This window comes from Hymenobacter puniceus (assembly GCF_014333525.1).
Lineage (GTDB): Bacteria > Bacteroidota > Bacteroidia > Cytophagales > Hymenobacteraceae > Hymenobacter.
In genome coordinates, this window is the sequence record NZ_JACSCX010000007.1 from 160,488 (window position 1) to 183,601 (window position 23,114).

21 protein-coding genes are annotated in these 23,114 nt (G+C 58.4%); 12 read left to right on the forward strand and 9 right to left on the reverse strand.

What is annotated here, in order from left to right:
• Positions 1–231 precede the first annotated feature (231 nt).
• On the forward strand, positions 232–1,083 hold the full coding sequence (locus H8B14_RS17875; RefSeq protein WP_187317031.1) for a tetratricopeptide repeat protein: 852 nt from the start codon (positions 232–234) through the stop codon (positions 1,081–1,083).
• Positions 1,084–1,151: 68 nt separating this feature from the next.
• Here the strand turns inward: H8B14_RS17875 and H8B14_RS17880 are convergent, their stop codons facing one another.
• The 4 genes from H8B14_RS17880 to H8B14_RS17895 form a co-directional block, all read right to left on the reverse strand.
• Complete coding sequence (locus tag H8B14_RS17880) at positions 1,152–2,225, reverse strand: chorismate mutase (RefSeq protein ID WP_187317032.1); 1,074 nt, start codon at positions 2,223–2,225, stop codon at positions 1,152–1,154.
• 144 nt (positions 2,226–2,369) lie between these two features.
• Positions 2,370–3,215, reverse strand: coding sequence for a prephenate dehydrogenase (locus H8B14_RS17885; protein WP_187317033.1), 846 nt, complete (start codon positions 3,213–3,215; stop codon positions 2,370–2,372).
• 122 nt (positions 3,216–3,337) lie between these two features.
• On the reverse strand, positions 3,338–4,570 hold the full coding sequence (locus H8B14_RS17890; protein WP_187317034.1) for a pyridoxal phosphate-dependent aminotransferase: 1,233 nt from the start codon (positions 4,568–4,570) through the stop codon (positions 3,338–3,340).
• Positions 4,571–4,700: 130 nt separating this feature from the next.
• The gene (locus tag H8B14_RS17895) at positions 4,701–5,582 is read right to left on the reverse strand and encodes a prephenate dehydratase (protein WP_187317035.1); all 882 of its coding nucleotides are present in this window, start codon (positions 5,580–5,582) and stop codon (positions 4,701–4,703) included.
• A gap of 661 nt (positions 5,583–6,243) precedes the next feature.
• Between H8B14_RS17895 and H8B14_RS17900 the strand changes: the two genes are divergently transcribed.
• The 4 genes from H8B14_RS17900 (at position 6,244) to rpiB (ending at position 10,376) form a co-directional block, all read left to right on the forward strand.
• The gene (locus tag H8B14_RS17900) at positions 6,244–7,017 is read left to right on the forward strand and encodes a porin family protein (RefSeq protein WP_187317036.1); all 774 of its coding nucleotides are present in this window, start codon (positions 6,244–6,246) and stop codon (positions 7,015–7,017) included.
• 501 nt (positions 7,018–7,518) lie between these two features.
• On the forward strand, positions 7,519–8,811 hold the full coding sequence (locus H8B14_RS17905; protein ID WP_187317037.1) for a serine hydroxymethyltransferase: 1,293 nt from the start codon (positions 7,519–7,521) through the stop codon (positions 8,809–8,811).
• 159 nt (positions 8,812–8,970) lie between these two features.
• Positions 8,971–9,828 carry a twin-arginine translocase subunit TatC gene (gene tatC / locus H8B14_RS17910; protein WP_261990084.1) on the forward strand — a complete coding sequence of 286 codons (858 nt, stop codon included), beginning with the start codon at positions 8,971–8,973 and terminating at the stop codon, positions 9,826–9,828.
• Between the two features lie 107 nt (positions 9,829–9,935).
• The gene (rpiB, locus tag H8B14_RS17915) at positions 9,936–10,376 is read left to right on the forward strand and encodes a ribose 5-phosphate isomerase B (protein WP_187317038.1); all 441 of its coding nucleotides are present in this window, start codon (positions 9,936–9,938) and stop codon (positions 10,374–10,376) included.
• Positions 10,377–10,556: 180 nt separating this feature from the next.
• Here the strand turns inward: rpiB and H8B14_RS17920 are convergent, their stop codons facing one another.
• Positions 10,557–11,945, reverse strand: a complete 1,389-nt coding sequence (locus H8B14_RS17920) for a hypothetical protein (RefSeq protein WP_187317039.1) — start codon at positions 11,943–11,945, stop codon at positions 10,557–10,559.
• Positions 11,946–12,148: 203 nt separating this feature from the next.
• Here H8B14_RS17920 and rbfA point away from each other — a divergent pair, with 203 nt between their 5' ends.
• The 5 genes from rbfA to H8B14_RS17945 all read left to right on the forward strand — a co-directional run bounded on the left by rbfA (position 12,149) and on the right by H8B14_RS17945 (position 18,225).
• Positions 12,149–12,580: a 30S ribosome-binding factor RbfA gene (gene rbfA, locus H8B14_RS17925; RefSeq protein WP_187317040.1), complete on the forward strand. Its 432-nt coding sequence runs from the start codon at positions 12,149–12,151 to the stop codon at positions 12,578–12,580.
• A 100-nt stretch (positions 12,581–12,680) separates the two neighbouring features.
• Positions 12,681–13,490, forward strand: a complete 810-nt coding sequence (locus H8B14_RS17930) for a class I SAM-dependent methyltransferase (protein ID WP_187317041.1) — start codon at positions 12,681–12,683, stop codon at positions 13,488–13,490.
• A 71-nt stretch (positions 13,491–13,561) separates the two neighbouring features.
• Positions 13,562–13,810: a hypothetical protein gene (locus H8B14_RS17935; protein ID WP_187317042.1), complete on the forward strand. Its 249-nt coding sequence runs from the start codon at positions 13,562–13,564 to the stop codon at positions 13,808–13,810.
• A gap of 48 nt (positions 13,811–13,858) precedes the next feature.
• Positions 13,859–15,088: an ABC transporter permease gene (locus H8B14_RS17940; RefSeq protein ID WP_187317043.1), complete on the forward strand. Its 1,230-nt coding sequence runs from the start codon at positions 13,859–13,861 to the stop codon at positions 15,086–15,088.
• A 179-nt stretch (positions 15,089–15,267) separates the two neighbouring features.
• Complete coding sequence (locus tag H8B14_RS17945) at positions 15,268–18,225, forward strand: DEAD/DEAH box helicase (RefSeq protein ID WP_187317044.1); 2,958 nt, start codon at positions 15,268–15,270, stop codon at positions 18,223–18,225.
• Between the two features lie 89 nt (positions 18,226–18,314).
• Here the strand turns inward: H8B14_RS17945 and H8B14_RS17950 are convergent, their stop codons facing one another.
• From H8B14_RS17950 to H8B14_RS17965, 4 genes are read right to left on the reverse strand one after another with little or no spacing between them, the layout of a single operon-like run.
• Entirely contained in the window at positions 18,315–19,391 is a 1,077-nt protein-coding gene (locus tag H8B14_RS17950) for an aminotransferase class I/II-fold pyridoxal phosphate-dependent enzyme (RefSeq protein WP_187317045.1), read from the reverse strand.
• Between the two features lie 40 nt (positions 19,392–19,431).
• Entirely contained in the window at positions 19,432–20,430 is a 999-nt protein-coding gene (locus H8B14_RS17955) for a sensor histidine kinase (RefSeq protein WP_187317046.1), read from the reverse strand.
• A 23-nt stretch (positions 20,431–20,453) separates the two neighbouring features.
• Entirely contained in the window at positions 20,454–21,209 is a 756-nt protein-coding gene (locus H8B14_RS17960) for a hypothetical protein (protein WP_187317047.1), read from the reverse strand.
• A 40-nt stretch (positions 21,210–21,249) separates the two neighbouring features.
• Positions 21,250–21,774 (reverse strand): hypothetical protein, encoded by a 525-nt coding sequence (locus H8B14_RS17965; RefSeq protein WP_187317048.1) that lies wholly within the window; start codon positions 21,772–21,774, stop codon positions 21,250–21,252.
• A 173-nt stretch (positions 21,775–21,947) separates the two neighbouring features.
• Between H8B14_RS17965 and H8B14_RS17970 the strand changes: the two genes are divergently transcribed.
• Positions 21,948–22,424 (forward strand): SRPBCC family protein, encoded by a 477-nt coding sequence (locus H8B14_RS17970; protein WP_187317049.1) that lies wholly within the window; start codon positions 21,948–21,950, stop codon positions 22,422–22,424.
• Positions 22,425–22,558: 134 nt separating this feature from the next.
• Positions 22,559–23,071, forward strand: coding sequence for a hypothetical protein (locus tag H8B14_RS17975; RefSeq protein WP_187317050.1), 513 nt, complete (start codon positions 22,559–22,561; stop codon positions 23,069–23,071).
• Positions 23,072–23,114: the final 43 nt, after the last annotated feature.

Genomic DNA, 23,114 nt, shown 5'->3' on the forward strand with positions numbered 1-23,114 from the left:
ATTATCGACGGCAAAAACCGACTTTTGTTCCGTATTCAAGCGGCATGCATTTTACCGCTGAAGCAGCTGCCACGGCGCTTTCCCCTATCATTGCCCGGACTTTTGCCAGATGCCGTCAGCCCCACGCATGTCCACCTGACAGGCGGCAGACGGCTTTCGGTTTTGAACACCGGCCCCGTTTCGGATTTCGGCAAACTCCGGCGGCCTTATATATCGTATAGGATAGCCACTATGCTGCACCCCTACCGTTTGCTTTTTCTTCTGCTGGGCGCACTGCTGCTTTTGCCCGGCATCACCCCGGCGCAGCAGCCTGCACCCGTCGCCGCACCATCCACCACCCCAGCTACGGAGGCGGAGGTATTGCGCCAGGCCACGCAGCTGATGCAAAACCGCCAGTACGAGTCGGCCTGGAAACTGCTCAACGGCTTCGACCCCAAGCACCGCCGCCCGGCCGTGGCACTCAAGCAAACCGAGCTGGCCCTCAACTATTACCTCCGCAGCCGCGAGTTGGAAGGCTTCGGCTTCGTGGACGTGAAGCCGCTGGAGCGCCTGGATTCGTTGCGGGAGCATTTCACGCGCGCCGCCATCCGCTACCCGTTTGCGGTGGAAACGGTGCTCAAGAACCTGATCCGGCAGCACCCCACCAACTACCGCCTGCACCGCGCCCTCGCCGACTACTACTACCAAACCGAGCAATGCAGCTGCGCCGAAGCCGACAAGTCGCCGGCACAGCTCTACGCCCTGATGGTGCGCTATTACAACACCGCCCACCAGCATGGCCTCGGCGACTTCAGCTCCTATTTCGCGCTGGGCTACGCCCGCCAGAGCCTTCGCCAGTTTGCCGAAAGTGTGCCCGCCTACACCCGCGCCATTGCGTTGCGGCCCACCTACGCCCCGGCGCACTTTCAGCTGGCCTACAGCTACACCGTGCTCAAAAAACTGCCCCTGGCCCTACAGGAAGCCCGCGCCGCCGCCCGCTACTTCGACGACCCCACCGCCAAGAGCGACGCGACGTATCTGGCCGAAAACCTGGAAAAAAAGATTGCGCAGGCCAAAAAACCGACGGCAACCAAGAAGAAATAACACGAAGCGCCCCGCATTACAATAGTGGTTTGTAATGCGGGGCGCTTTGCTACAGATGATGCAAACGGCTACTCGCCTTCCATCACGCGGTTTTGGCGGGCAATGGACTCCAGGTGCACTGCTGCCAGGTATTGCTCCACGAACTCGTGGGTGAGGCCAAGCGTGGCGCCCTGGCGCTGGGCGCGTTCCAGCACCTCGTTCCAGCGGCTGGTTTGCAGAATGGTGATGTCGTTTTCCTTTTTGTAGAGGCCAATCTTCTCGGCCACGGCCATGCGGCGGCCCAGCAGCTGCATAATCTCAGCATCGAGCTGGTTGATTTGCTCGCGCAAGCTGGACAGCGCCGTCAGGAACTCGCGCTGGTCGGTGGTTTCGTGACGCCACACCAGCGCCTCAATCAGGTCGCGCAGCACCTCGGGCGTGATTTGCTGCTTGGCGTCGCTCCAGGCGTTATCGGGGTCGATGTGCGATTCAATCATGTTGCCCTCGAAGCCCAGGTTGAGGGCCTGCTGCGCCACACCAAATAGCGTGTCGCGGCGGCCGCAGATGTGGCTGGGGTCGCAGAGCAGCGGCATTTCGGGGTGGCGGCGTTTCATTTCGATGGGCAGGTGCCACATGGGCGCGTTGCGGAAGTCGGTGTTGCCGTAGCTGCTGAAGCCCCGATGAATCAACCCAACCTGCTCCAAACCCGCCTTCTGCAGCCGCTCCACGGCCCCTACCCACAACTCCAGCTCGGGGTGAATGGGATTTTTGACGAGTACCGGCACCTGCACACCGCGCAGCACGTTGGCAATTTCCTGCACCGAAAACGGGTTGCCGGTGGTGCGCGCGCCCACCCACAGAATATCCACCCCAAAGGCCAGACAGTCCTCCACGTGCTTGGCGGTGGCCACTTCCACGGCCACCGGTAGGCCGGTCAGCTCACTGGCTTTCTTCAGCCACGGCAAACCCTTGGTGCCCACGCCCTCGAAGCCGCCGGGCTTGGTTCGGGGTTTCCAGATGCCGGCGCGCAACGCCTGCACTTTGCTGGTGGCGGCCAGGCGCTGGCAGGTTTCCAGCACTTGTTCTTCGGTTTCAGCCGAGCAGGGCCCGGAAATGAGGTAAGGCTTGTCGTCGGGCTGGCGGTTAAAAAGGGTTGATTTCATGAATTTGAAAGTTGTGAGGGTTTACCAGAACGTCATTCCGAGCTTGCCGAGGAATCTCGCGTGTTGACGTTGTGGTAGTATTAATTTTACCACACCAGCGAGATGCTTCGGCTACGCCTCTGCATGACGTTCTGGCGGCCGTTCTCACGGCAGAATTTTACGGATGTGGTTGGCTTGTTGAATACTGTCGGTCAGGCCGTTGTAGTCTTCGCGGGCCAGCAGCTCGCGCAGGTGCTGCAGCTGGTGCAGATGCTCGTCCAGCACGTCGAGCACGTTGAGGCGGTTTTGGCGGAAGATGGGCACCCAGGTAGCCGGCGCGCTCTTGGCCAGCCGCACCGTCGACTCAAAGCCACCGCTGGCCAGATCGAAGATGCGCTGTTCTTCCTTCTCTTTTTCCAGCACGGTGAGGGCCAGCGCGAAGGAGGTGATGTGCGAGATGTGCGACACGTAAGCGGTGTGCAGATCGTGTTCGGCGGCGCCCAGGTAGAGCAGCCGCATGGGCAGCGCCTGAAACAGCTGTTCTACCACGCGCACGGCATCCGGGTCGCTGTGCGCCGTGTCGCAGAGCACCACCGTCTTGCCCTCAAACAGCCCCGAAATAGCTGCCTCCGGCCCCGAGTGCTCGGTGCCCGCCATCGGGTGCGCTGCCACGAAGCGGCCCCGCCGTGGGTGGTCGGCCACGGCCGCCAGCAGCGCCTGCTTGGTCGAGCCTACGTCGATGACCACCTGATGCGGCTCCGTCACGTCGAGTACCAGCGGCAGCACCGTCACCAGCGCATCCATCGGCACGGCCACCACTATCAGGTCGGCGCGGCGCACAGCCGCCGTCAGGTCGGCTTCAATTTCGGCCACCAACTCCAGTTCCAGCGCCCGGCGAGCGTGGGTAGGGCTGCTTTCCACCCCGATGATGTGCCGGGCCAGCCCGTGCTGGCGCAGGCTGAGCGCCAACGAGCCACCGATAAGGCCTAGGCCGATGATGGTAATAGTCATGATCTGGTTGTCTTTATTGTTGAAACGTCATGCTGAGCGAAGTCGAAGCATCTCTACCTCTGGCTAATCAATACCATTACAACAAAGCGGTAGAGATGCTTCGACTTCGCTCAGCATGACAGTTAGCCTCTACCGAGATGCTTTGGCTCCGTCTCTGCATGACGTTCTGGTGGCGCTTTTTCCCACTCCCGCACCCGGTCCAGCGCCTCGCGCAGTACACTTTCCGGCTGGCAAAGGCTGGCCCGGATGTAGCCGCTGCCGTTGCTGCCGAAGATGCCGCCCGGCGTCAGAAACACCCGGGCGCCGGCCAGCACGGCGTCGCTCAGGACGTAGCCGTCGGCAAAACCAGCCGGCACGGCGGCCCAGATAAATAGGCCCACCTGCCCGGTCGCGGGCGCACAGCCCACGGCTTGCAGCAGTTCCACCACCAGTTCCCGGCGGGCGCGGTAGGTGGCGTTGAGGTCCCGGAACCAGTCGTTGCTTAATGCTAGCGCCGCCACAGCTGCCTGCTGCACCGGCAGGAACATGCCTGAGTCCATGTTGCTTTTGAAGCGCAGCACGTCGGCCAGCACATCGGCGCGGCCGGCCAGCATGCCCACGCGCCAGCCGGCCATGTTGTGGCTCTTGCTGAGCGAGTTGAGCTCCACGGCCACCTCCCTTGCCCCGGGCACTGCCAGCAAGCTCAGGGGCGGCGTTTCGTTGAGGATGAAGCCGTACGGGTTGTCGTGCACCAGCAGGATCTGGTGGGCTTTGGCAAACGCCACGAGGCGCGACAGGAATGGGAGGTCGGCCGCCGTGCCGGTGGGCATGTGCGGGTAGTTGACCAGCATCAGCTTCACCCGCGAGAGGTCGGTGGCGGCTAGCGCCTCCAGGTCGGGCAGCCAGCCGGTGGCTTCAGTGAGGTCGTACTCCCGGATTTCGGCCCCGCAGATTTCGGCCACGGCGCGGTAGGTGGGGTAGCCGGGGTTCGGAATCAGCACCTCATCCCCGGCTTCCAGAAACGTCATGGCTATGTGCATGAGCCCTTCTTTCGAGCCCAGCAGCGGCAGCACTTCGGTGGCCGCATCCAACGTCACGCCGTACTGGCGCTGGTAGAAATCAGCCATGGCCTGGCGCAGGGCGGGAGTGCCCTGGTAGCCCTGGTAGCCGTGGGCCGTGGGTTGGGCGGCCGTGGTGGCCAGCGCCGCCAGCACGCTGGCATGCGGCGGCAAATCGGGGCTACCAATGCCGAGGTTGATGATGTTGGCGCCGGCCGCATTGAGGGCTGCCAGCTCACGCAGCTTGCGCGAGAAGTAGTATTCGCCGGTGTGCGCCAGGCGGCTGGCGACGGGAATTTGCAGAGTGTTTTCTGTCATTGCGAGGACGAAGGACGAAGCAATCCTTCCTCTAAAAAGTGTGAGCGTTAATTCACAGATAACCCTTCCAGCTTGAGTTTACTGCTTGGTGTACTATGCTACTGCCGGAGGGCTTTGAGCTTAGGGTTGGTTATCTCACGGAGAGGACGGATTGCGTCGTCGTGCCTCCTCGCAATGACAACTCCTCTTCATCCCAGCTCCCGCGGCGGTAGGCACCCAGCACCCGCAGTTCCTCGGTCACTAACGCCAGATCAGCAAGCAAAGCCACCAATTGGGCCATTTTATTGAACTCGACATCGGCGTGGAAGCCGTAATGCCAGGGCTGGCCGGGCCGCGGGCACGACTGAAGTTTGCTCAGGTTGAGGCCGTGCGCCGCCACGCGCACCAGCACGTTGGCCAAACTGCCGGGTTCGTGCGCTACACAAAAGTACAGCGAAGCCTTGTCGGCGTGCGGGTCAGTAAGGGCAGTTTCGGCGCGCTCCAGCACCAGAAACCGGGTGTAGTTGTGCGGGTCGTCGTGGATGGCGGGAACCAATATGTGCAGACCGAACAGCGCGGCGGCCTGGGCCCCGGCTACCACGGCCGCGCCCGGCGTACCAGTTTCGGCCAGCCACTGGGCGCTGCGGCCGGTGTCGTCGGTTTCCACTAGCTTCCAGTCGGGGTGGCTGTCCAGGAAGGTGCCGCACTGACGCAGCGCCATGGGGTGCGAGTGCACGGTGCGCACGTCGGCCAGCGTGGTGCCGGGCCGCGCCAGCAGGTGCTGATGGATGGGCAGGTACACTTCGCCGGTAATCTGCACGGCGTGGCGCTCCAGCAGCAGATAGTTGGGCAGGATGCTGCCGGCCAGCGAGTTTTCCATGGCCATAAGCCCGGCCTCGGCGGTGCCCTGCACTACGTGCGTCACCACCTCGGCAAAGGTGGCGCAGGCCCGCAGCGCCGGCGCCAGACCGAAATACCGGCGGGCGGCTACCTCGTGGAAACTTCCCTGAAAACCCTGAATGGAAACGTGCATGAGAAAGTAACTGAGTAAAGGCAATAAAAAAGGGCCTCCGTGTGTGGGGCCCTGTCGTTGGTGGTAAGCTGGCTTTCAGCTTAGGCAACACGGGGCCGATTCTTCTGATAGAAGAAAGTGGCGCAGGTAAAAAAGTAGCGCAGGCTGGTAGTCATGGGCAGATGCGGGCGTAAAAAAAGCGCCTCCCGGGGTCGGGAGGCGCTGCAGTTTTTCTGGTTGAAAAAGCTACACGGCGGCTACCCGACTACGCGGTGGCGTAGTAGAAGCAGTAGCTAAAGTAAAAGCGGGCCGTGGGCTGCAGCATGAGTGTGAGGTGCTTAACGTCGGCAAGGTGGCACCCACAGCTCGGACTTCCAAATTATTTCCTGAAAAAGCCGGGCCGCTCAAGCCGTTTTAATGCCTTTTTCCGGCTGGTGATAGAGGCATGTATTCGTGGCGCGCTGCTGAACAACAAGCATTAACAAGATGGTTGAACAGCAGTCGGCGCGGCTGCCGAAACGCGAGTATTCGTTTCTACAGAGTTTATGAAAGGCAGCAGTTGACGACGCCACTAGCCTGCTTTCTGAAACTGGCACGGTTTTGTAAAAGCACCTGTCATCAGCCCGCCTTTCAGGCCGCGCAGTGCGGCGGCCGGCTCTTCACTCCAAAATTCCTCGTTGTTATGAAAGCTTCCTCTTTCCTTGGTCGTCTGGCCGCCGCCACGCTTCTCTTTTCCGCAGTAGGCACAGCTGCGCAGGCCCAGGTTCAAACCCACCGCGTGCCGGCGTATACTGGTAAAGCTCAGGCCCGTTCAGTATCGGCGGTACGCAAGCCGGCGGCCAGCACGGGCGGCGCTCAGATCGGCATTCGGGCCGGCGTCAACGTGTCGGACTGGTCGGGGGATGCCGTGCAGAGCGTGATGGACCTGGCCGGCTATACCAACGGTGGCGTAACCAAGGAAATGAAAACCGGCTTTCACGCCGGCCTCTACGCCACGCTGCCCGTCGCACCTGGTTTCTCAATCGAGCCTAGCGTGCTGTACTCCGAGAAAGGTACCCGTTTGGTGGGCACGCTGCCCTTCGAGCAGCTGGATTTCCTGAATGCCCGCGTGACGGCCACGTCTCGCATGGCGTACCTGGACGTGCCGGTGCTGGCCAAAATCAACGTGACGCCCGGCTTCTATATCTTCGCTGGCCCGCAGGCCTCGTTCCTGCTCAGCAACAAAGTGCGCGTGGAAGCCGGTGCGCTGGGTTTCGATGCCTTTCAGCAGGATTATGATATTAAAGACCAGTTCCGCCCCGTTGATTTCAGCGTGACCGGCGGCCTGGGCTACCAGCACAGCAGCGGCATCGGCGTGAGTGCCGGCTACGACTACGGCCTGTCGTCGCTCGACAAGAACAACCGCTTCGACGCTCAGAACCGCGTGATTAAAGCCTCGCTGAACTACTCGTTCTAGATAGGCAGTGGCACGGACTTTCGTCCGTAGCTCAACCATTCGGTCTGGTATACACGGGCTGCGGACTGAAGTCCGTGCCACAGACAAATAAAAAGACCCCGCCGGTTAGCCGGCGGGGTCTTTTGGCGTTAAACGGCAGCAGCCGAAGTTGCTGCCAGGCCAGAGGTCAGGCCGGGATCTGGCAAGCTGCGTAGCACCAGCCGGCTGCAACCAACCGGCGCCCCTTGCCGGAAGGGTGAGTGAAGCGCCCGACCTGACCCAATTTCTTTGCTGCTGAGGTAGTTGCCTACCCGCAGGATACCGAAGCAGGCCTGCGGCGTTGCATGGGGGCGGGCCAATGTGGCCACGACACCGCCCCCAAACGCCCGCCTACTTCTTTCTGATGCGTAATCAGGCTGTATTTCACACGCTGCTCCCAAAAAAATTTCAACGCCAAAGCAGACTGTGGCGCCGCTTCGCGTATGGCTTGGCCTTTCGGGCCGGTGGCGTACCTTTGGAAGTATGGAAACGCAAGCCCCCGCCCTCGTGCAAGACACCGCCATTTTCGACCTGATTGAGCGCGAGAAAGAGCGCCAAACCCACGGCATTGAGCTCATTGCCTCCGAAAACTATGTTTCGGAGCAGGTGATGCGGGCCCAGGGCTCTATTCTGACCAACAAATACGCTGAGGGCCTGCCCGGCAAGCGCTACTATGGTGGCTGCGAAATCGTGGACCAGATCGAGCAGCTGGCCATCGACCGGGCCAAGGCGCTGTTCGGCGTGGAGTGGGTGAACGTGCAGCCGCACTCCGGCGCCCAAGCCAACGCAGCCGTGATGCTGGCCATCCTCAACCCCGGCGACAAAATTCTGGGCTTCGACCTTAGCCACGGCGGCCACCTCACCCACGGCTCGCCGGTCAACTTTTCGGGCAAGCTCTACCAGCCGTCGTTTTATGGCGTGGAAAAAGAAACCGGCCTCATCGACTGGGAGAAAGTAAAGGAAACTGCCCGCCGCGAGCAGCCTAAGCTCATCATCTGCGGCGCCTCTGCCTACTCCCGCGACTGGGACTACCAAGCCCTGCGCGAAGCCGCCGACGAAGTAGGCGCGCTGCTGCTGGCCGACATTTCCCACCCTTCGGGGCTGATTGCCAAGGGCTTGCTCAACACCCCCTTCCAGCATTGCCACATCGTCACGACGACCACGCACAAGACGTTGCGCGGCCCGCGTGGCGGCCTCATCATGCTGGGCAAAGACTTCGAGAATCCGTTTGGCTTAAAAACGCCCAAGGGCGAGCTGCGCATGATGTCGGCACTGCTGGACTCGGGCGTGTTTCCGGGCACGCAGGGCGGGCCGCTCGAGCACGTTATCGGCGCCAAGGCTGTGGCGTTCGGCGAATGCCTCAGCGACGCTTATACCGACTACACTCACCAGGTGATTCGCAATGCCCAGGCGCTGGCCAGCAACTTCGTGGAGCGCGGCTATCAGATCATCTCGGGCGGCACCGACAACCACTTGATGCTCATTGATCTGCGCAGCAAAGGCCTGACGGGCAAGCTGGCCGAAAACACCCTCGTGAAGGCCGACATCACCATCAACAAAAACATGGTGCCCTTCGACGATAAGTCGCCTTTCGTGACCAGCGGCATGCGCATCGGCTCGGCCGCTGTCACCACGCGTGGCCTCAAGGAAACCGACATGGCCCGCATCGTGGACCTCATCGACCAGGCGCTGCTCAACCACGACGACGACGCTCACCTGCTGCGCGTGCGTGGCCAGGTGAATGAGTGGATGCAGCAGTTTCCGCTATTTGCCTAGCCGTGGGCTGGTGAGGAGATAAACGGCTAAGCACCGCCACTGAAGCCGGGCCCGTACATCCTGTTGGGTGGGTTTCTCGTTTGTGTCTTGCCGTTGCGTTGCGCATCATTGCCGTCGTCGCCCTCACCCGTTCACCACCCCACTATTTCGCTGTTTGCTTTGAATACAGAACAACCCGTTCTGGGCCAGCCCCAGGAAATGTCTTTCATCGACCATCTGGAGGCGTTGCGGTGGCACATCATCCGCGCCGCCATTTCGATTGTCGTGTTTGCCAGCATTGCCTTTTTCTCCAAGGAATTCCTGTTTCACGACCTGATTCTGGGACCTTCGCGGGCCGATTTCTGGACCTATAAGGCCTTTTGCCGCTTTGGCGACTGGGCGGGCACCCCCAGCCTGTGCATCGACAAGATTGGATTTGTGATTCAGAACCGCGAGATGAGCGGGCAGCTGACCATGCACATCAGCACGTCGCTGGTGGTGGGGCTGGTGCTGGCGTTTCCGTATACGTTCTGGGAAATCTGGCGCTTCATTAAGCCCGGCCTGTACCCACACGAGCGCGCTAATTCGCGCGGGGCGGTGTTCTTCGTGTCGTTGCTGTTTATCGTGGGCTTGCTGTTCGGCTACTACATTGCCGCGCCGCTGAGCATCCAGTTTCTGGCTTCCTACCAGATCGACTCGACCATCGAAAACCAGATCGACATGCAGAGCTACATCAGTACGCTCACCACCATGTCGGTGTCGTGCGCCGGGGTGTTTGAGCTGCCCATGATTGTGTTCTTTTTGGCCAAAGCCGGCATCGTGACGCCGGAAATCATGCGGCTCTACCGCAAGCACGCCATTGTGGTCATCCTCATTGTGGCCGCCATCATCACGCCGCCCGATATTTCGGCCCAGATCATCGTCACGATTCCCATCGTGCTGCTGTATGAGCTGAGCATTAATATTGCCCGCGTCGTGAGCCGTAACCGCACCAAAGCTCTCAACGAGCGGCTCGCGGAAAACAACGGCGTAGCGTAATTCCGAAACTCAGCACCGCACAATGGCCGGCAAAAAATGATGATCTGAACCTCCAGACCCATTTTTTGCCGGCCATTTTCCGTCTTCATCATCTACCTATTTTCCCCATGCCCGACCAGACTCCTATTGCCATCGGCTCCGACCATGCCGGCTTTGCCTACAAACAGATGCTGGCCGACTGGCTGCGCGACAACAGCTACGAGGTGCGCGACTTCGGCACCCATTCCGCCGACTCCGTGGACTACCCCGACTTCGTGCACCCGCTGGCTACGGCCATCACGGGCGGCGAACTGGAGCGCGGCATTCTGGTGTGCGGCTCGGCCAATGGGGTGTGCATCACGGCCAATAAACACCGTGGCATTCGGGCAGCCATTGCCTGGGAGCCGGAGCTGGCCGAGCTGGCCCGCCAGCACAACGACGCCAACATTATCTGCGTACCAGCGCGCTTTGTAAGCGAAGAGCAGGCCCGCGCCATCGTCAGCCAGTTCCTCAATACCGCCTTCGAAGGCGGCCGCCACCAAAACCGCGTCAACAAGATTGATTGTTAGCAATTTGTCATTGCGAGAACGAAGGATGAGGCAATCTTTCCTCTAAAAAATGTGAGCCCGCATTAAGCAGCAAGCCCTCCAGCGTTAGGTTTGTAACCTACTGCCGGAGGGCTTGTCTGTAAGGGGTGTTTGTCTCACATAGAGGAAGGATTGCGTCGTCCTTCGGCCTCGCAATGACAGCTACTTCAACCGATACACGCGCTGGGTGGCGGTGGGCTGGTAGCGGCCGAACACGGCGGGTATTTTGTACTGCAGCTCCTCTAGGCGGTTGGTCTGGTCGATGAGGACGGTGGGCAGGGCCGGGACCAGGTTGCGGGAGAGCCGGTAGACGGCTGCGTACTGGTTGAGGTGGCCGAAATCAGCCTGGGCCAGGCGCCAGTCGAGGTAAGGAGAGGCCGGCTGGTTGTTGATGTAGGGCCGCAGGTCGGGACCCAGCACCAGCAGGCGCTGGCCGCTCAGCTCGGCATACTTCGGGTGCAGCTGCATGGCGTACGTGCTTTCGGACGGGAAGCGCAGAGCCGTATCGAGCCAGACCAACGTGCGGTAGCGGACGGCTACCACGCCCCCCAGCACCACCAGAAACAGCACTTCCACCACCCAGCGCCGGGGGGCTTTCTGCCACAGAAACAAGCTAAAATATGTGATGGGCGGCAGCACCAAAGCCATTGTGCCCGGTGCCGTACCGCGGCCGGCCGCCACCATCAGGCCCGCTACCAGCAGCCACACCAGCATCAGCTGCTGAAACTTGATCTGGAACACCAGCCCCAGCGACGTAGTGAACGAGCGGGCCAGCGCCAGCAATAGCACCACGCCCGGCAGTACCAGCAGCTTCCACTGCAAATCCAGCGGCAGCCCATCGGCCCCCAGCACCAGGCCGCTCAGCGTGGGGGCCAGGTGGTATTGCCGGAAATAAGGCAGCGCATCGTTGTAGAGCAGGAAGGTAGCCACTGCCGCGTACGGAAACCCAAAGCCACACACCAGCAGCAGAAAGCTCCGGAACGAGTTGGCGGCGAAGATGATAACGGCGAACAGGCCCACCAATAGAAACAGCGCCAGTGGCAGGTAGCACAGGGCCGCCACGCCAATCAGAAACCCGGCCCGAAACAGCCGGCGGTTGTCGTATCCTTCCCGTGAAGTAGGCAGCAATGCACTCAAAGACAGCACAATAAATGTTTGCCCAAGTAGTAGCGGCGAGAGAACATCAAGGTCCGTTGTGACACTGGCCAGCACCATGTACACCAGCGCCGCCACGTAGCCGCGCTCCGGGTGCACATCGGCGCGGTTGAGCACAAAGCTGAAGCGCAGGGCTTGTGTCAGGAGCAGCGCCAGGGCCAGAACTCGGTACAGCCAGAGTGGGCGTGAGGCTACCACATCGAGCAGGCCGAATAGGGCGGCGGCCAGCGGCGCGGTGGCGTCGTACAGGTCGCGGTAGGGCAGGGCGCCGTCGTGCAGCCGCTCGCCCACCAGCAGGGCCCGCAGCTCTACCGCCGACAGCGGAATGCCCCACCAGAGCAGCGGCAGCCGCACGGCCAGCACCAGCAGCAGCAGCGCCAGCAGGCGGGAAGGCAACGGGCTTTTGAAAAATTGAAGCAAGGTGGGGCGTGGGGGCTTAGAGTCTCGGAAGCTTGGGTTGGTAAAGGTATAGCCCGGCGGACATTGTGCACCACCGCCAGTTACGTACCGGCCCCCGAAGCTTTCCTATCGGCAACATCATCTAAGTTCCCAGGACGCCAAGCCCCTAAGCCCCTAACTTCCTATCTTTGCTCGTTCATATGGAAAGCAAACGACAACAAAAAGTATCCAGCCTGCTGCAGCAGGAGCTGGCCGCCGTATTTCAGCGCGACCTGCCGCACCTGTTTCCGGGCTTGGCGCCGGGCATCAGCACTGTGCGCGTTTCGCCCGACTTGGGCGTAGCCCGCGTGTATCTGAGCCAGTTGCTGGCCCGCGAGGGCAGCGGCGAAGCCACCCTGGAGCTGGTGCGCGAAAACCAGAAAATAGTGCGCCAGGCGCTGGCCAAGCGTATTCGCCAGCAGCTGCGCATTGTGCCCGACTTGGTGTTCTTCCTCGACGACTCGGCCGCCTACGCCGCCAAAATGGACCAAGTGCTGGGCACACTCAACATTCCGGCGCCCGAGCCCGAAACCGACGACCAGTCTGAAGCTGCCCCCAAGCGTCCCAAGCTCTTCGCCGACGAAGACGAGTAGAATTTTAGTGCTTAGGAATCAGGGATTGAGGCTTAGGTCGTTTGACGGCTCAAGTCCTTCGCCCTAAGTCCTAAGCCCCAAGCACTAAGCCCTAAAGCACTTGCATTACGACCCGATTAAACGCTCTTTGGGCGAGGTATTTAACCGTACTCCGCTGCTGCGCCGCCTGTTTTATCATCTGCTCGACTTGCTGCTGCTGCGTACCTGGCACGTACACCGCGAACTGCGCGAATGGGCGCGGGGCCGCACCGGCGAGGCGCTCAACATCCTCGATGCCGGCTCCGGCTACGGCCAGTACACCTACTGGCTGACCGGCCAAAGCAAGAAGTGGCAGGTGCTGGCTGTGGATGTGAAAGACGAGCAGGTGGCCGACTCCAACCGCTTCTTCCGCGAAATCGGCCGCACCAATGCCCAGTTTGCGGTGCAGGACCTCGTGCTGTACCAGGAGCCTAACACGTTTGATCTGGCATTGTCCGTTGACGTGATGGAGCACATTCTGGAAGACGTGGAAGTGTTCCGCAACATCCACGCCTCGCTCAAAGATGGCGGCATGCTGCTCATTTCCACGCCCTCCGACCAGGGCGGCTCCGATGTGCACTCCGACGGCGAAACCAGCTTCATTGAGGAGCACGTGCGCGACGGCTACAACATCCACGAGATTCAGCAGAAGCTGCGCACCGCCGGTTTCGAGCGGATTGAGGCCCGCTACAGCTACGGCGAGCCGGGCCAGGTTTCGTGGCGCCTGAGTATGAAATACCCGATTCTGATGCTGGGCCAGTCCAAGCTGTTTTTCCTGCTGCTGCCGTTCTACTACCTCGTCACGTTCCCGCTCTGCCTGCTGCTGAACTGGCTGGATGCCCGCACCCTGCACGACTCTGGCACCGGCCTGATTGTGAAAGCCTGGAAGTAGGACGAGCTTGGCTGCCACCTTTTGGGCCCGGCGGCGTATCTTGGGGCTCTAACCGCATTTCCTCTATTGTCATGGCTGACAAGAATGGTTTCTCTGAAGTTATAGCCGAAATTCTGATTCAGATGGATCGGCAGCAAGAAACGCAGACTGCTATCCTGGAGCGGCTGGATCGTAATGAAGCCGGCTTCAATGCCTTTGCTAATGCCGCATTGGATCATCTGAGCGGCATCCGAACGGGTTTGCAGGGGATGCGCTCCATCAGTGACGAACACGAGGAGCGCCTGCCCCGCCTCGAAGACTCTATGCGCCGCGCCAGCTAATCTTTCCCCCTCCCTCACCACCCCGCCGTTTCACCTCCCACGCCCCGCATGGACGTTCCGTTGCTCATTGCCCGGCGTTACTTTTTCTCGAAGAAGAAGCGCAACATCATCAGCATCATTTCCAACATCTCCATGATTGGCGTGGCGGTGGGCACAATGGCGCTGATTATCGTGCTGTCAGTATTCAACGGTCTCGAGGATCTGGTGCGGACCCTTTACGGCAAGTCAGACCCCGATTTGGTGGTGACAGCCGTGCAGGGTAAGTCATTTGCGGTATCAGAGCCATTGCTGGAAGGTATGCGCCGCATCCGGGGCGTGGGCCTGCTCACGGAGGTAATCGAAGACAACGCCCTGCTGCAGTATCACGACCGCCAGATGGTGGTGAAGATGAAGGGCGTTTCAGAAAACTACTACACCCAAAGCCGCATCGACTCTTCGATTGTGGAAGGCGACCACCGCCTGCGCCGCAATGGCGAGCCATTTGCCTTGCTCGGGGCCGGCGTGCAGCACGAGCTCAGCATTGCTCTCAACAACCGTTTCGCGCCGCTGCATTTGCTATACCCCCGCAACACGGGCAAGAAAACGCTGTCGATGAACCCGGAAAGCGCCTTCACCGAGAAGACCATCACGGCGGGCGGCGTATTCCTGATTGAGCAGCACATCGACGACAGCTATGTATTTGTGCCGCTGGAGTTTGCCGAAGAGCTCCTGCATTATGGCCCCCGCCGCACGGCGCTGGAAGTAAACGTCGGCGACGAGCACGACATTCAGCAGGTGAAAGGCGTCATCAAGAAGTACCTTGGCCCGAAGTTCAAGGTTCTTGACTCCGACGAGCAGCACGTGAGCTTGCTCAAGGCCATCAAGGTGGAGAAGATGTTTGTGTTCATCACCTTCGCCTTTATTCTGCTGATTGCCTCACTGAACATCTTCTTCTCACTGTCGATGCTCGTCATTGACAAGCGCAAGGATGTGGCTATTCTGCTGGCTATGGGAGCCACTCCGCGGCACATTCGCCGCATTTTCCTGCTGGAGGGTGCCATTGTGGCCTTAGTAGGCGCAGTTACAGGTTTGTTTTTAGGTATTAGTATCTGCTGGATACAGCAAACCTTCCATATTGTGAGCATGGGAATGGCCACGAGCGTGGTAGATTCCTACCCGGTAAAAATGCAGTTTTCTGATATTGCGCTTACGGGCCTAGCCATTGTGATTATCACTATTGCTGTGTCTATCCGGCCAGCGTTGAATGCTGCGCGCCTCGACGTGCGAGAAAATCTGTAACAATCTGTACCCGCTGGCAGTAGTTTATCTACCTAGAAGCTACTTCCGGGCGGCTAAATCTTACTGTTCGTCTTTAAAATGTAATTATTTATAGATAATATTTTACTTTTTGATAAATAATATACTATTTAGCATTTGTCCTTACATTCAGCATTGCATTTTGGTCGCTGTTTATCCTCATGAAGGTTTCTACTGCTCTACCTTTTCAAATTGTTTACTCGCTGCTTGAGCACGAATATTTAGGCTATTTATTTGAGAGTTACGTTGTTCAGCGCAACGCCAAAGGACAGCTGACGCTACAGCACCAGACAGTTTCAGCCAAAAATGCCCCCGAATTTGCGGATGGCCTAGATGAGACGGACTTCGAGTTGGTAGCTCTCACCGACCAGATTCAGCAGGACGCTGTTATTAAAGAATTCTGGCCCAAGAAAACCACTCCCGCCGACTTCTTTCTAAAGGTATACGATCCTGAGAAAGGTGATAAAGCGCTGCAGGATGTTATTTGCCAGCATGTGCAGGAGCGGATGGGCCAGATTCTGGCGCGCCTGCCCGGCAAGTATGTGTTCATCATGGGCAAAGACGGCGAACCAACGTGGCGCGAAATAGGTCTGGCTCCAGAAGCTGCCTCCGTGCTATTTCACTTTCGGCGCAACGAAGACAACACCCACTATTTCCCTACCATCCAGTACCAGAACCAACGCCTCGACTTCCAGTACAAGAACGCCGTTATTGTATCGGAGCAGCCGGCCTGGCTTTTGGTAGATGACGTGCTCTACCACTTCCGCAACGAGGTAGACGGCAAGAAAATCAAGCCCTTCCTTAATAAGAAGTTCATCGTTATTCCGCGGCAGGTAGAGGAAAGCTACTTTCTGCGCTTTGTAGCGCCGCTCGTGGAGTCGTTTGATGTGCACGCCCGCGGCTTTGATATCCGGTCGGAACGCTATGTGGCGCGGCCGCAGCTTACGTTTTCGGATGCGCCTACTGCCAAAGTAGTGGAGGACGTGCGGCCTGCCACCCGCCGGGCTACGGCTGAAACAGGCGGGACCACCGTGGCCACGGCCCTTTCCGACCATATTCACTTCGATCTGTCGTTCCGCTACGGCGACCATACCGTGCATAATAGCTACGACAAGCGGGTGTGCGTGAAGCTGGAAAAGAAGCAGGACAACTACATTTTCCACCGCCTCGTGCGCAACCTCGACCGGGAGCAGGAAATCATCCGGGAATTGGCCGACCGGGCTCTGGAAGTGCGCAATGGCCGGGCCGTGCTGGAAAAAGCCACTGCCTTCCGCTGGCTACACCACCACGCCGACGAGCTGGCCCGCCTGGGTTTTACGGTGCAGCAGGGCAGCACCTCCGGCAAAGACTACTTCATTGGGGCGGTGAGTGTGGAAGTGGGCATCACGGAGGCCAACGACTGGTTTGACGTGCGCGGCACCGTACGCTTCGGCGAGTTCGAAATTCCGTTCATCAAGCTGCGCACCTACATTCTGCAGCGCCGCCACGAGTTCCGGCTCCCCAACGGCCAGATTGCCATCATTCCGGAAGAGTGGTTTACGCAGTACCTGGAGTTGTTTGCTTTTGCCGAGGAGCACGCTCAGAGCCTCACGCTGCGCAAACACCACTTGGCGCTGGTATCCGACCTGCAGAACGGCAACCTGGCGACTGTGGTTATCAGCCGGAAACTGGAAAAGCTGCGCGGATTTGAGTCTGTGGAAGACCAGCCTATCCCAGCTGGCTTTCAGGGCGAATTGCGTCCGTATCAGAAGGCCGGCTACAACTGGCTGCACTTCGTGAAGGACTACCATTTTGGCGGCTGCCTTGCCGACGATATGGGGCTCGGGAAAACGGTTCAGACGCTGGCGCTGCTGCTACACCGCAAGGAAAGCGGCGAATCCGGCGGTGCTGCCTCCTTGCTGGCTATGCCCACCTCTCTGGTGTACAATTGGTTGAGCGAGGCCCAGAAATTCACGCCCGCGCTTCGCCTGCTGATCTATACGGGCACTTACCGCGACAAGAACGTAGAGCAGTTTGCCAATTACGACGTGGTGCTGACCAGCTATGGCATTGTGCGGCTCGATGCCGAGCTTCTTAAGACCTACAAGTTCGATTACGTTATTCTGGATGAGTCGCAGGCTATCAAAAACCCTAGCTCCACCACCTCGCACGCGGTGCGCGGTCTGCACTCCCGGCACCGCCTGATTCTGACGGGCACCCCGGTGGAAAACAGCACCATGGACCTTTGGTCGCAGATGTCATTCATCAATCCGGGGTTGCTGGGCACGCAAACTTTTTTCCGCAAGGAGTTTCTTAAGCCCATTGAGAAAGGCAAGGATGAGGGCCGCACGCGCAAACTTCACGCCCTCATCAAGCCGTTTATTCTGCGCCGCCACAAGGCCCAGGTAGCCAAGGAGCTGCCGGAGAAGATTGAAAACCTCAGCTACTGCCCCATGACCGAGGAGCAGCAGCACTGCTACGAGGAAACCAAGAGTTACTACCGCAACAAAATTCTGCAGAATATTGAGGAGCACGGTACGGCCAGCACTCAGTTTATGCTGCTGCAGGGCCTCACCAAGCTGCGCCAGATTGCCAACCACCCACGCATGGCCGACGAGGAGTACGCGCACGAGTCGGGCAAGCTGCGTGAGGTAGTGCGCATGATTAAGAGCGTAGTTTCGGAAGGCCACAAAGTATTGGTATTCAGCCAATTCGTTAAGCACCTGGATATTGTTCGGGCTTCACTGGATGAGCGGGATATCGACTACGCTTACCTGGATGGCAATACCCGCGACCGGCATAAGGTAGTGACTAAGTTCCAGGAGACTGAAGACCTGCGCGTGTTTCTCATCAGTCTGAAAGCCGGCGGCGTGGGTCTCAACCTAACGGCCGCCGACTACGTGTTCATCCTCGACCCGTGGTGGAACCCCGCTGTAGAGGCCCAGGCCATTGACCGGGCCCACCGCATTGGGCAGCAGCGCACGGTGTTCACCTATAAGTTCATCACCCAGAACACAGTAGAAGAGAAAATCCTGGCCCTGCAGCACAAGAAAATCCAGCTGGTCACGGACCTGATTACCACCGACGAAGCCATCATCAAGCGCCTCACCAAAGAGGACATTGAGGAGTTGCTGGGGTAGCATGCCCTGCCATTAACGGCTAAAAGCGGGCCAGAAGTACGAAGCGCCTACACTTCGTACTTCTGGCCCGCTTCTGTAGAGCACTAATCTTATTCGGCTGCAAACGCCTGCACGAGTCCCGCTACCAGCGCTACATCGTCAGCGGTGTGCAGGGCCGAGAGTACCACGCGCGTGATGGGCGCATCGGTGGGTGTGGGGTAAGCAAAACTGGAAATCCAGACGCCCCGCTGCTGCAGATAGGGCGCCAGCGTGTTGGCAGGAGAGTAGAATACCGGGAAGCCATTGAATGATTGAAAAAGCTTCGTGGCAGCCGTGGCTAGAGCGAATTGCTGCGTGTTGGCGGCCAGCTGCTGCCGGGCCTGCGCGTACAGCGCATCGGCTTGCAGAAAGGCATACAGGTAGGCCGGCACTATCGGCGAAGAAGCTGCAAAGAACGCACTGCGCCGCAATGCCGCTATAAAGCCAACATCCGACGACAGCACCAGTCCGCCCGGTACCCCGCAGGCCTTGCCCAACGAGGCCACCACCACCAGCCGCACGGTGGGCGGCACCCGCAGCTGCGCATACACGCCGCTACCCGCCTCGCCCGTTACTCCAAAGCCATGCGAATCATCAACAAGCAAGGTGATGGGCCGGTTGGTGGGTAGCAGGGATACCCAACTAAAGTCGTAGGCACAAACCCGCAGCGGATCCAGCGAGTTGCAGACCACCACCACCGGCACTGGCGCTTCTGCTGCCAGACGCGCCAGCAGCTCTGCAGCCCAGGCAGCGTGCGAAAAAGCAACGGGGGCAGATGTTGGCGCGGCCGTCAGCCAAGCAGCCGGGTGAGTGTCGGGCGCATACTCGAAGCGGCCGGCATCAGCCAATGCCTTCACCGCCATCTGCCCGGCCAGGTAGCCCGACGAAACAGTAAGCGCAGCGGCCGCACCTGTGCGGCAGGCCAGCTGCTCTTCTGCTTCGGCATAGATGCGCAGCCGCAAATTGGAATTGCGGGAGCTACCGTAGTTGGTGCCATAGCGGGCCAGGCCTTCGGTTAACAGCGCAGCAAAAGCCGGGTTGCGCGCCATGCCCAGGTAGCCGGTGCCGCTGCAGTACAGGTAGCGGCGGCCCTGCTGATGCAGCCAGCGGCCCGGCAGCTCATCAGTTTCCCAGAAGGCGTCGTCCATGCAGCTGATTCTGTGCGAGTATACCTGCAAGAAAGCACATTTACGCGGGCAGGCGCAGAATAAATTCCGTGTACTCGCCTTCCTTGGTTTCGCACAGCAGCTGGCCGCCGTGGCCCTGCGTAACGATGTCGTAGCTGATGGAAAGGCCCAGGCCGGAGCCTTCGCCGGTAGGTTTGGTGGTGAAAAACGGCTGGTAGATTTTTTCCAGAATAGCCGCGTCGATTCCAGACCCATTATCGCGCACCCGCAACTCCACTTGCCCGTTGCGGCACGCCGACATGACCTGAAGTAGTGGCCGGTAGCCCAGCTCCCCATTTTGCTGGCGCTTGCGTAGCGCATATAATGCATTGTTAAACAGGTTCAGCAGCACGCGGCCAATATCCTGCGGCGCCACACTGATCAAGCTCATATTGGGCGCGAAATCAGTGTTGATGGCGACGTTGAACTCCTTGTGTTTAGCCCGCATTCCCTGGTATGCCAGACGCAAAAACTGGTCGGCCAGCTCATTGAGGTGGGTAGGTTGCCGCTCGCCGGTGGAATTGCGCGCATGCAGCAGCATGCCTTGCACAATACCACCGGCCCGCTGCCCATGTTGCGTAATACGCTGCAGGTTTTCTTCCAGGCTCTGAAGCAGTTCGGTAGCTGAAGCGGCGTTGGCAGCGGACTGTTTGGTCAGCAGCTCGTCTTTCAGCTCCTGCACCAACTCTACACTCACTTCCGAGAAGTTCAGCACAAAGTTGAGCGGGTTCTGGATTTCATGCGCCACTCCGGCCGTCAACTCCCCGAGAGAAGCCAGCTTTTCGCTTTGAATCAACTGCCGCTGCGTGGCCTGCAAATGGCGCAACGATTGCTGCAGGTCGGCGGTGCGCTGCTGCACTTGTTGTTCCAGCAACTCATTTTGCTGCTCCAGCAGCAAATGTTTTTCGCGCTCCTGCTGCAGCCGGCGCCGCTGCTCCCGCACCAGAATGCCAATAATACCGCCAACCAGCAGCAGCAGCACCGGACCAATCAGCAGGAAGGGCAGTAGCGCGTCGGGCATAGCGAGGACCAGGAATAAAATCCCTACAATATCTTATTTCCCAACAACTTATACGACGGCTTCTTCCAGCGGCTGTAATGCAGCCAGTAGGGGAGGGCCTGTCTTGGATTCACACAAAGCGGGAAGAAGCTGAACATCCAGGCCAGTAACCCCATGTGCACGGCATACAGGAGGGCGTCAGGAGCGCTGATAAGCCGATCAAGCTGTATGGTTGTGGCTTTGTCGTAGCCAGAGTTATAGATGATATTGGAAACTACGTACGTAACAATGGAATACGAAAAATAAAGTAATACAGCAATACTAAAAAAGAATCCAGGTTGCTTATCAAGTAGTAATTCGCTTTGACTTAAGATAAAAATATGATACATAGCTGCAGAAACAAGTATCAAGCTACCAAATCCTTGGGAATAACTGTTGACATTTATAAATATTTTATTTAAAAAAACAGCATCAATTACCGCAATAATCAAAAACACTAAAATCAACATTTTTATAACTTTTTTTATAGTGTCTGAATTAGTACATCTAGCATAGAAATAACCAAATACTACAACTGACGTGACAGTTGTAATGTGAAATATATAAATATTATTCCTTACTGTAGCTCTGCTTATAATATCCAGTACATATAAGCCAACCTTAATGCCAACGTAGTAATAAATCACTCTATACGGCTCGGGTATGTGAGTACGCCGTATGTATCCTGTCATAAAAGGAAGTATTGACGCAGCTTCCAGCGTTCTACCCATCAGATAAATTATATCATTCAGCCCACCCATGCTTCTCTAAGTTTTCACTAGAATTCTACTGCAACTCCAATCAGTCCAGTTCATTCCCTAAGCAGTCGTTGGGACACCTAGTAGGTGAAGTCAGTATATAGTAAATACCTTGCACGTTTTTATCTTTATTCACCAGGTCTTCACCTTTTGCATCGACGGGCGTTAGTATAACCACCGCGTCCTTTTTATCCTTTTCTATTCTTTTACCTTCGTTTTGCTGAGGTGTTTGTGACTGTTGCGCCCTTAAATATTTTTTAGACAACTTATCATCTTGCCCATAATATATTTTCACACCCGCAACGCCAGGCAATCCGAGAAGAGCAATTAACTTCTCCTTATCAAAGGTTGTAGATATACCTTGCTTTCTATTATTAGTATGTATCAACTTAAAATCATTATGCCGATCTATCCACACCCTAGCAGTGTCTATATCTAATCTACGGCTTGCAGGTATTCCAACTCTTTCCGTTTCCTGCGGGGTGGGATTTTGCGACTGAGCAGCGCAGACGCTGCACATCGCAAGAACAAGAATCGGTAAGGCAATCCAACGCTGATAGCTCATCATAAGGAGTTGATTGGTGGTGGAAAATCGACTACAAAGCCAGATAGTTGATATTGGGACCGTGCCTTCACGACTGGCATGCTTTATAATAATAGTAATAAAATATCTTTGAATATCAAAATAATTTATTTAATGGTTGATATAAACACTATCTGGGTAGCCCTTGTACTGCTTCTATGCACCTCTACCTCCGCACCCACGTCGCCGCCGCACCCGCTCAGGTATGGCAAGGATTCACCCGTGACCTGTTTCTGGCTCTGGCGCCGCCGTTCCCGCCTTTTCGGCTGCTGCGCTTCGATGGCTGCCACCGCGGCGACGAGGTGCATATTGAGTTGGGAGCCGGGCCCGCACGCTTCCTTTGGACGTCGCTTATCACCGAGCATGGCACCACGCCCAATGGCACTTACTACTTTGTGGATGAGGGCTGCCAACTACCACCGCCGCTGCGCTACTGGCAGCACCGCCACCTGATGCAGCCCGCTCCGGATGGTGGCTGTTACATCATCGAGGATCTGGAGTTCCGGAGCGGCTCTGGGCTTCTGGACCGGCTGCTGTGGCCTGCCATGTGGGCGCAGTTTGCGTGGCGAAAACCTATCTATCGGCGCTGGTTTGGTCGGCCCGGGAAGGTACCGGCAGCGCTGCCTGCTCATTGAGGCAGCGCGCCGGCCGCCGCCACCGTATACGGCCCAGGCGTCTGGCATACCTTGCGCCGGAACGGCTTTTACCCTCGTCTATGCGCACCACTACTTCTGCTTTTTCCGGATACCGACGTCTGCTTTCCCGTTCATTGAGCGCACTGCTGGTGCTGGGAGCTATGGCCAGTTGCAGCAGCAGCCAGTTGGCTTATCAGTTTCGGCCGGCACCTTCCGGGCAGGTGCAGCAGCCGGTAGCGGCGACTCCGGCAGAACATGCGGCCGTGCAGCCAGCAGCAGCACCGTCGGCCGCACAGCCAACACTAGTGCAGATCCGGAAGCAACAGAAGCATGTGCTTTCCAAAGCCCAGGTACGCCGTTTGGAGCGGCCGGTAGCGGCGCTGGTTCGTGCGACGCTACCCGCCACTTCTGCAACACAGGCTGCCACCAAGCCCCGCATATCTGCACCGGTTAAAGTCCGGCAGGCATTTGCGCCGCAGCAACCCGCCGAAGTAGGGCTGGGCACCACAGTGCTAGGCGTACTCGGGCTGATTGTGTTGCCGCTTTCCTTGCTGGGGCTGCTGATCTGGGGCGGGCCGGTGTGGCTGGTACTGGCCGGGCTGTCGGCGCTGGCCGTGCTGATTGCTTATCTCGACCCGTTTGGGTAAGCCAGCGTTGTTCACTTTGCTGATCCAGCTTCTAGCAGTGAAT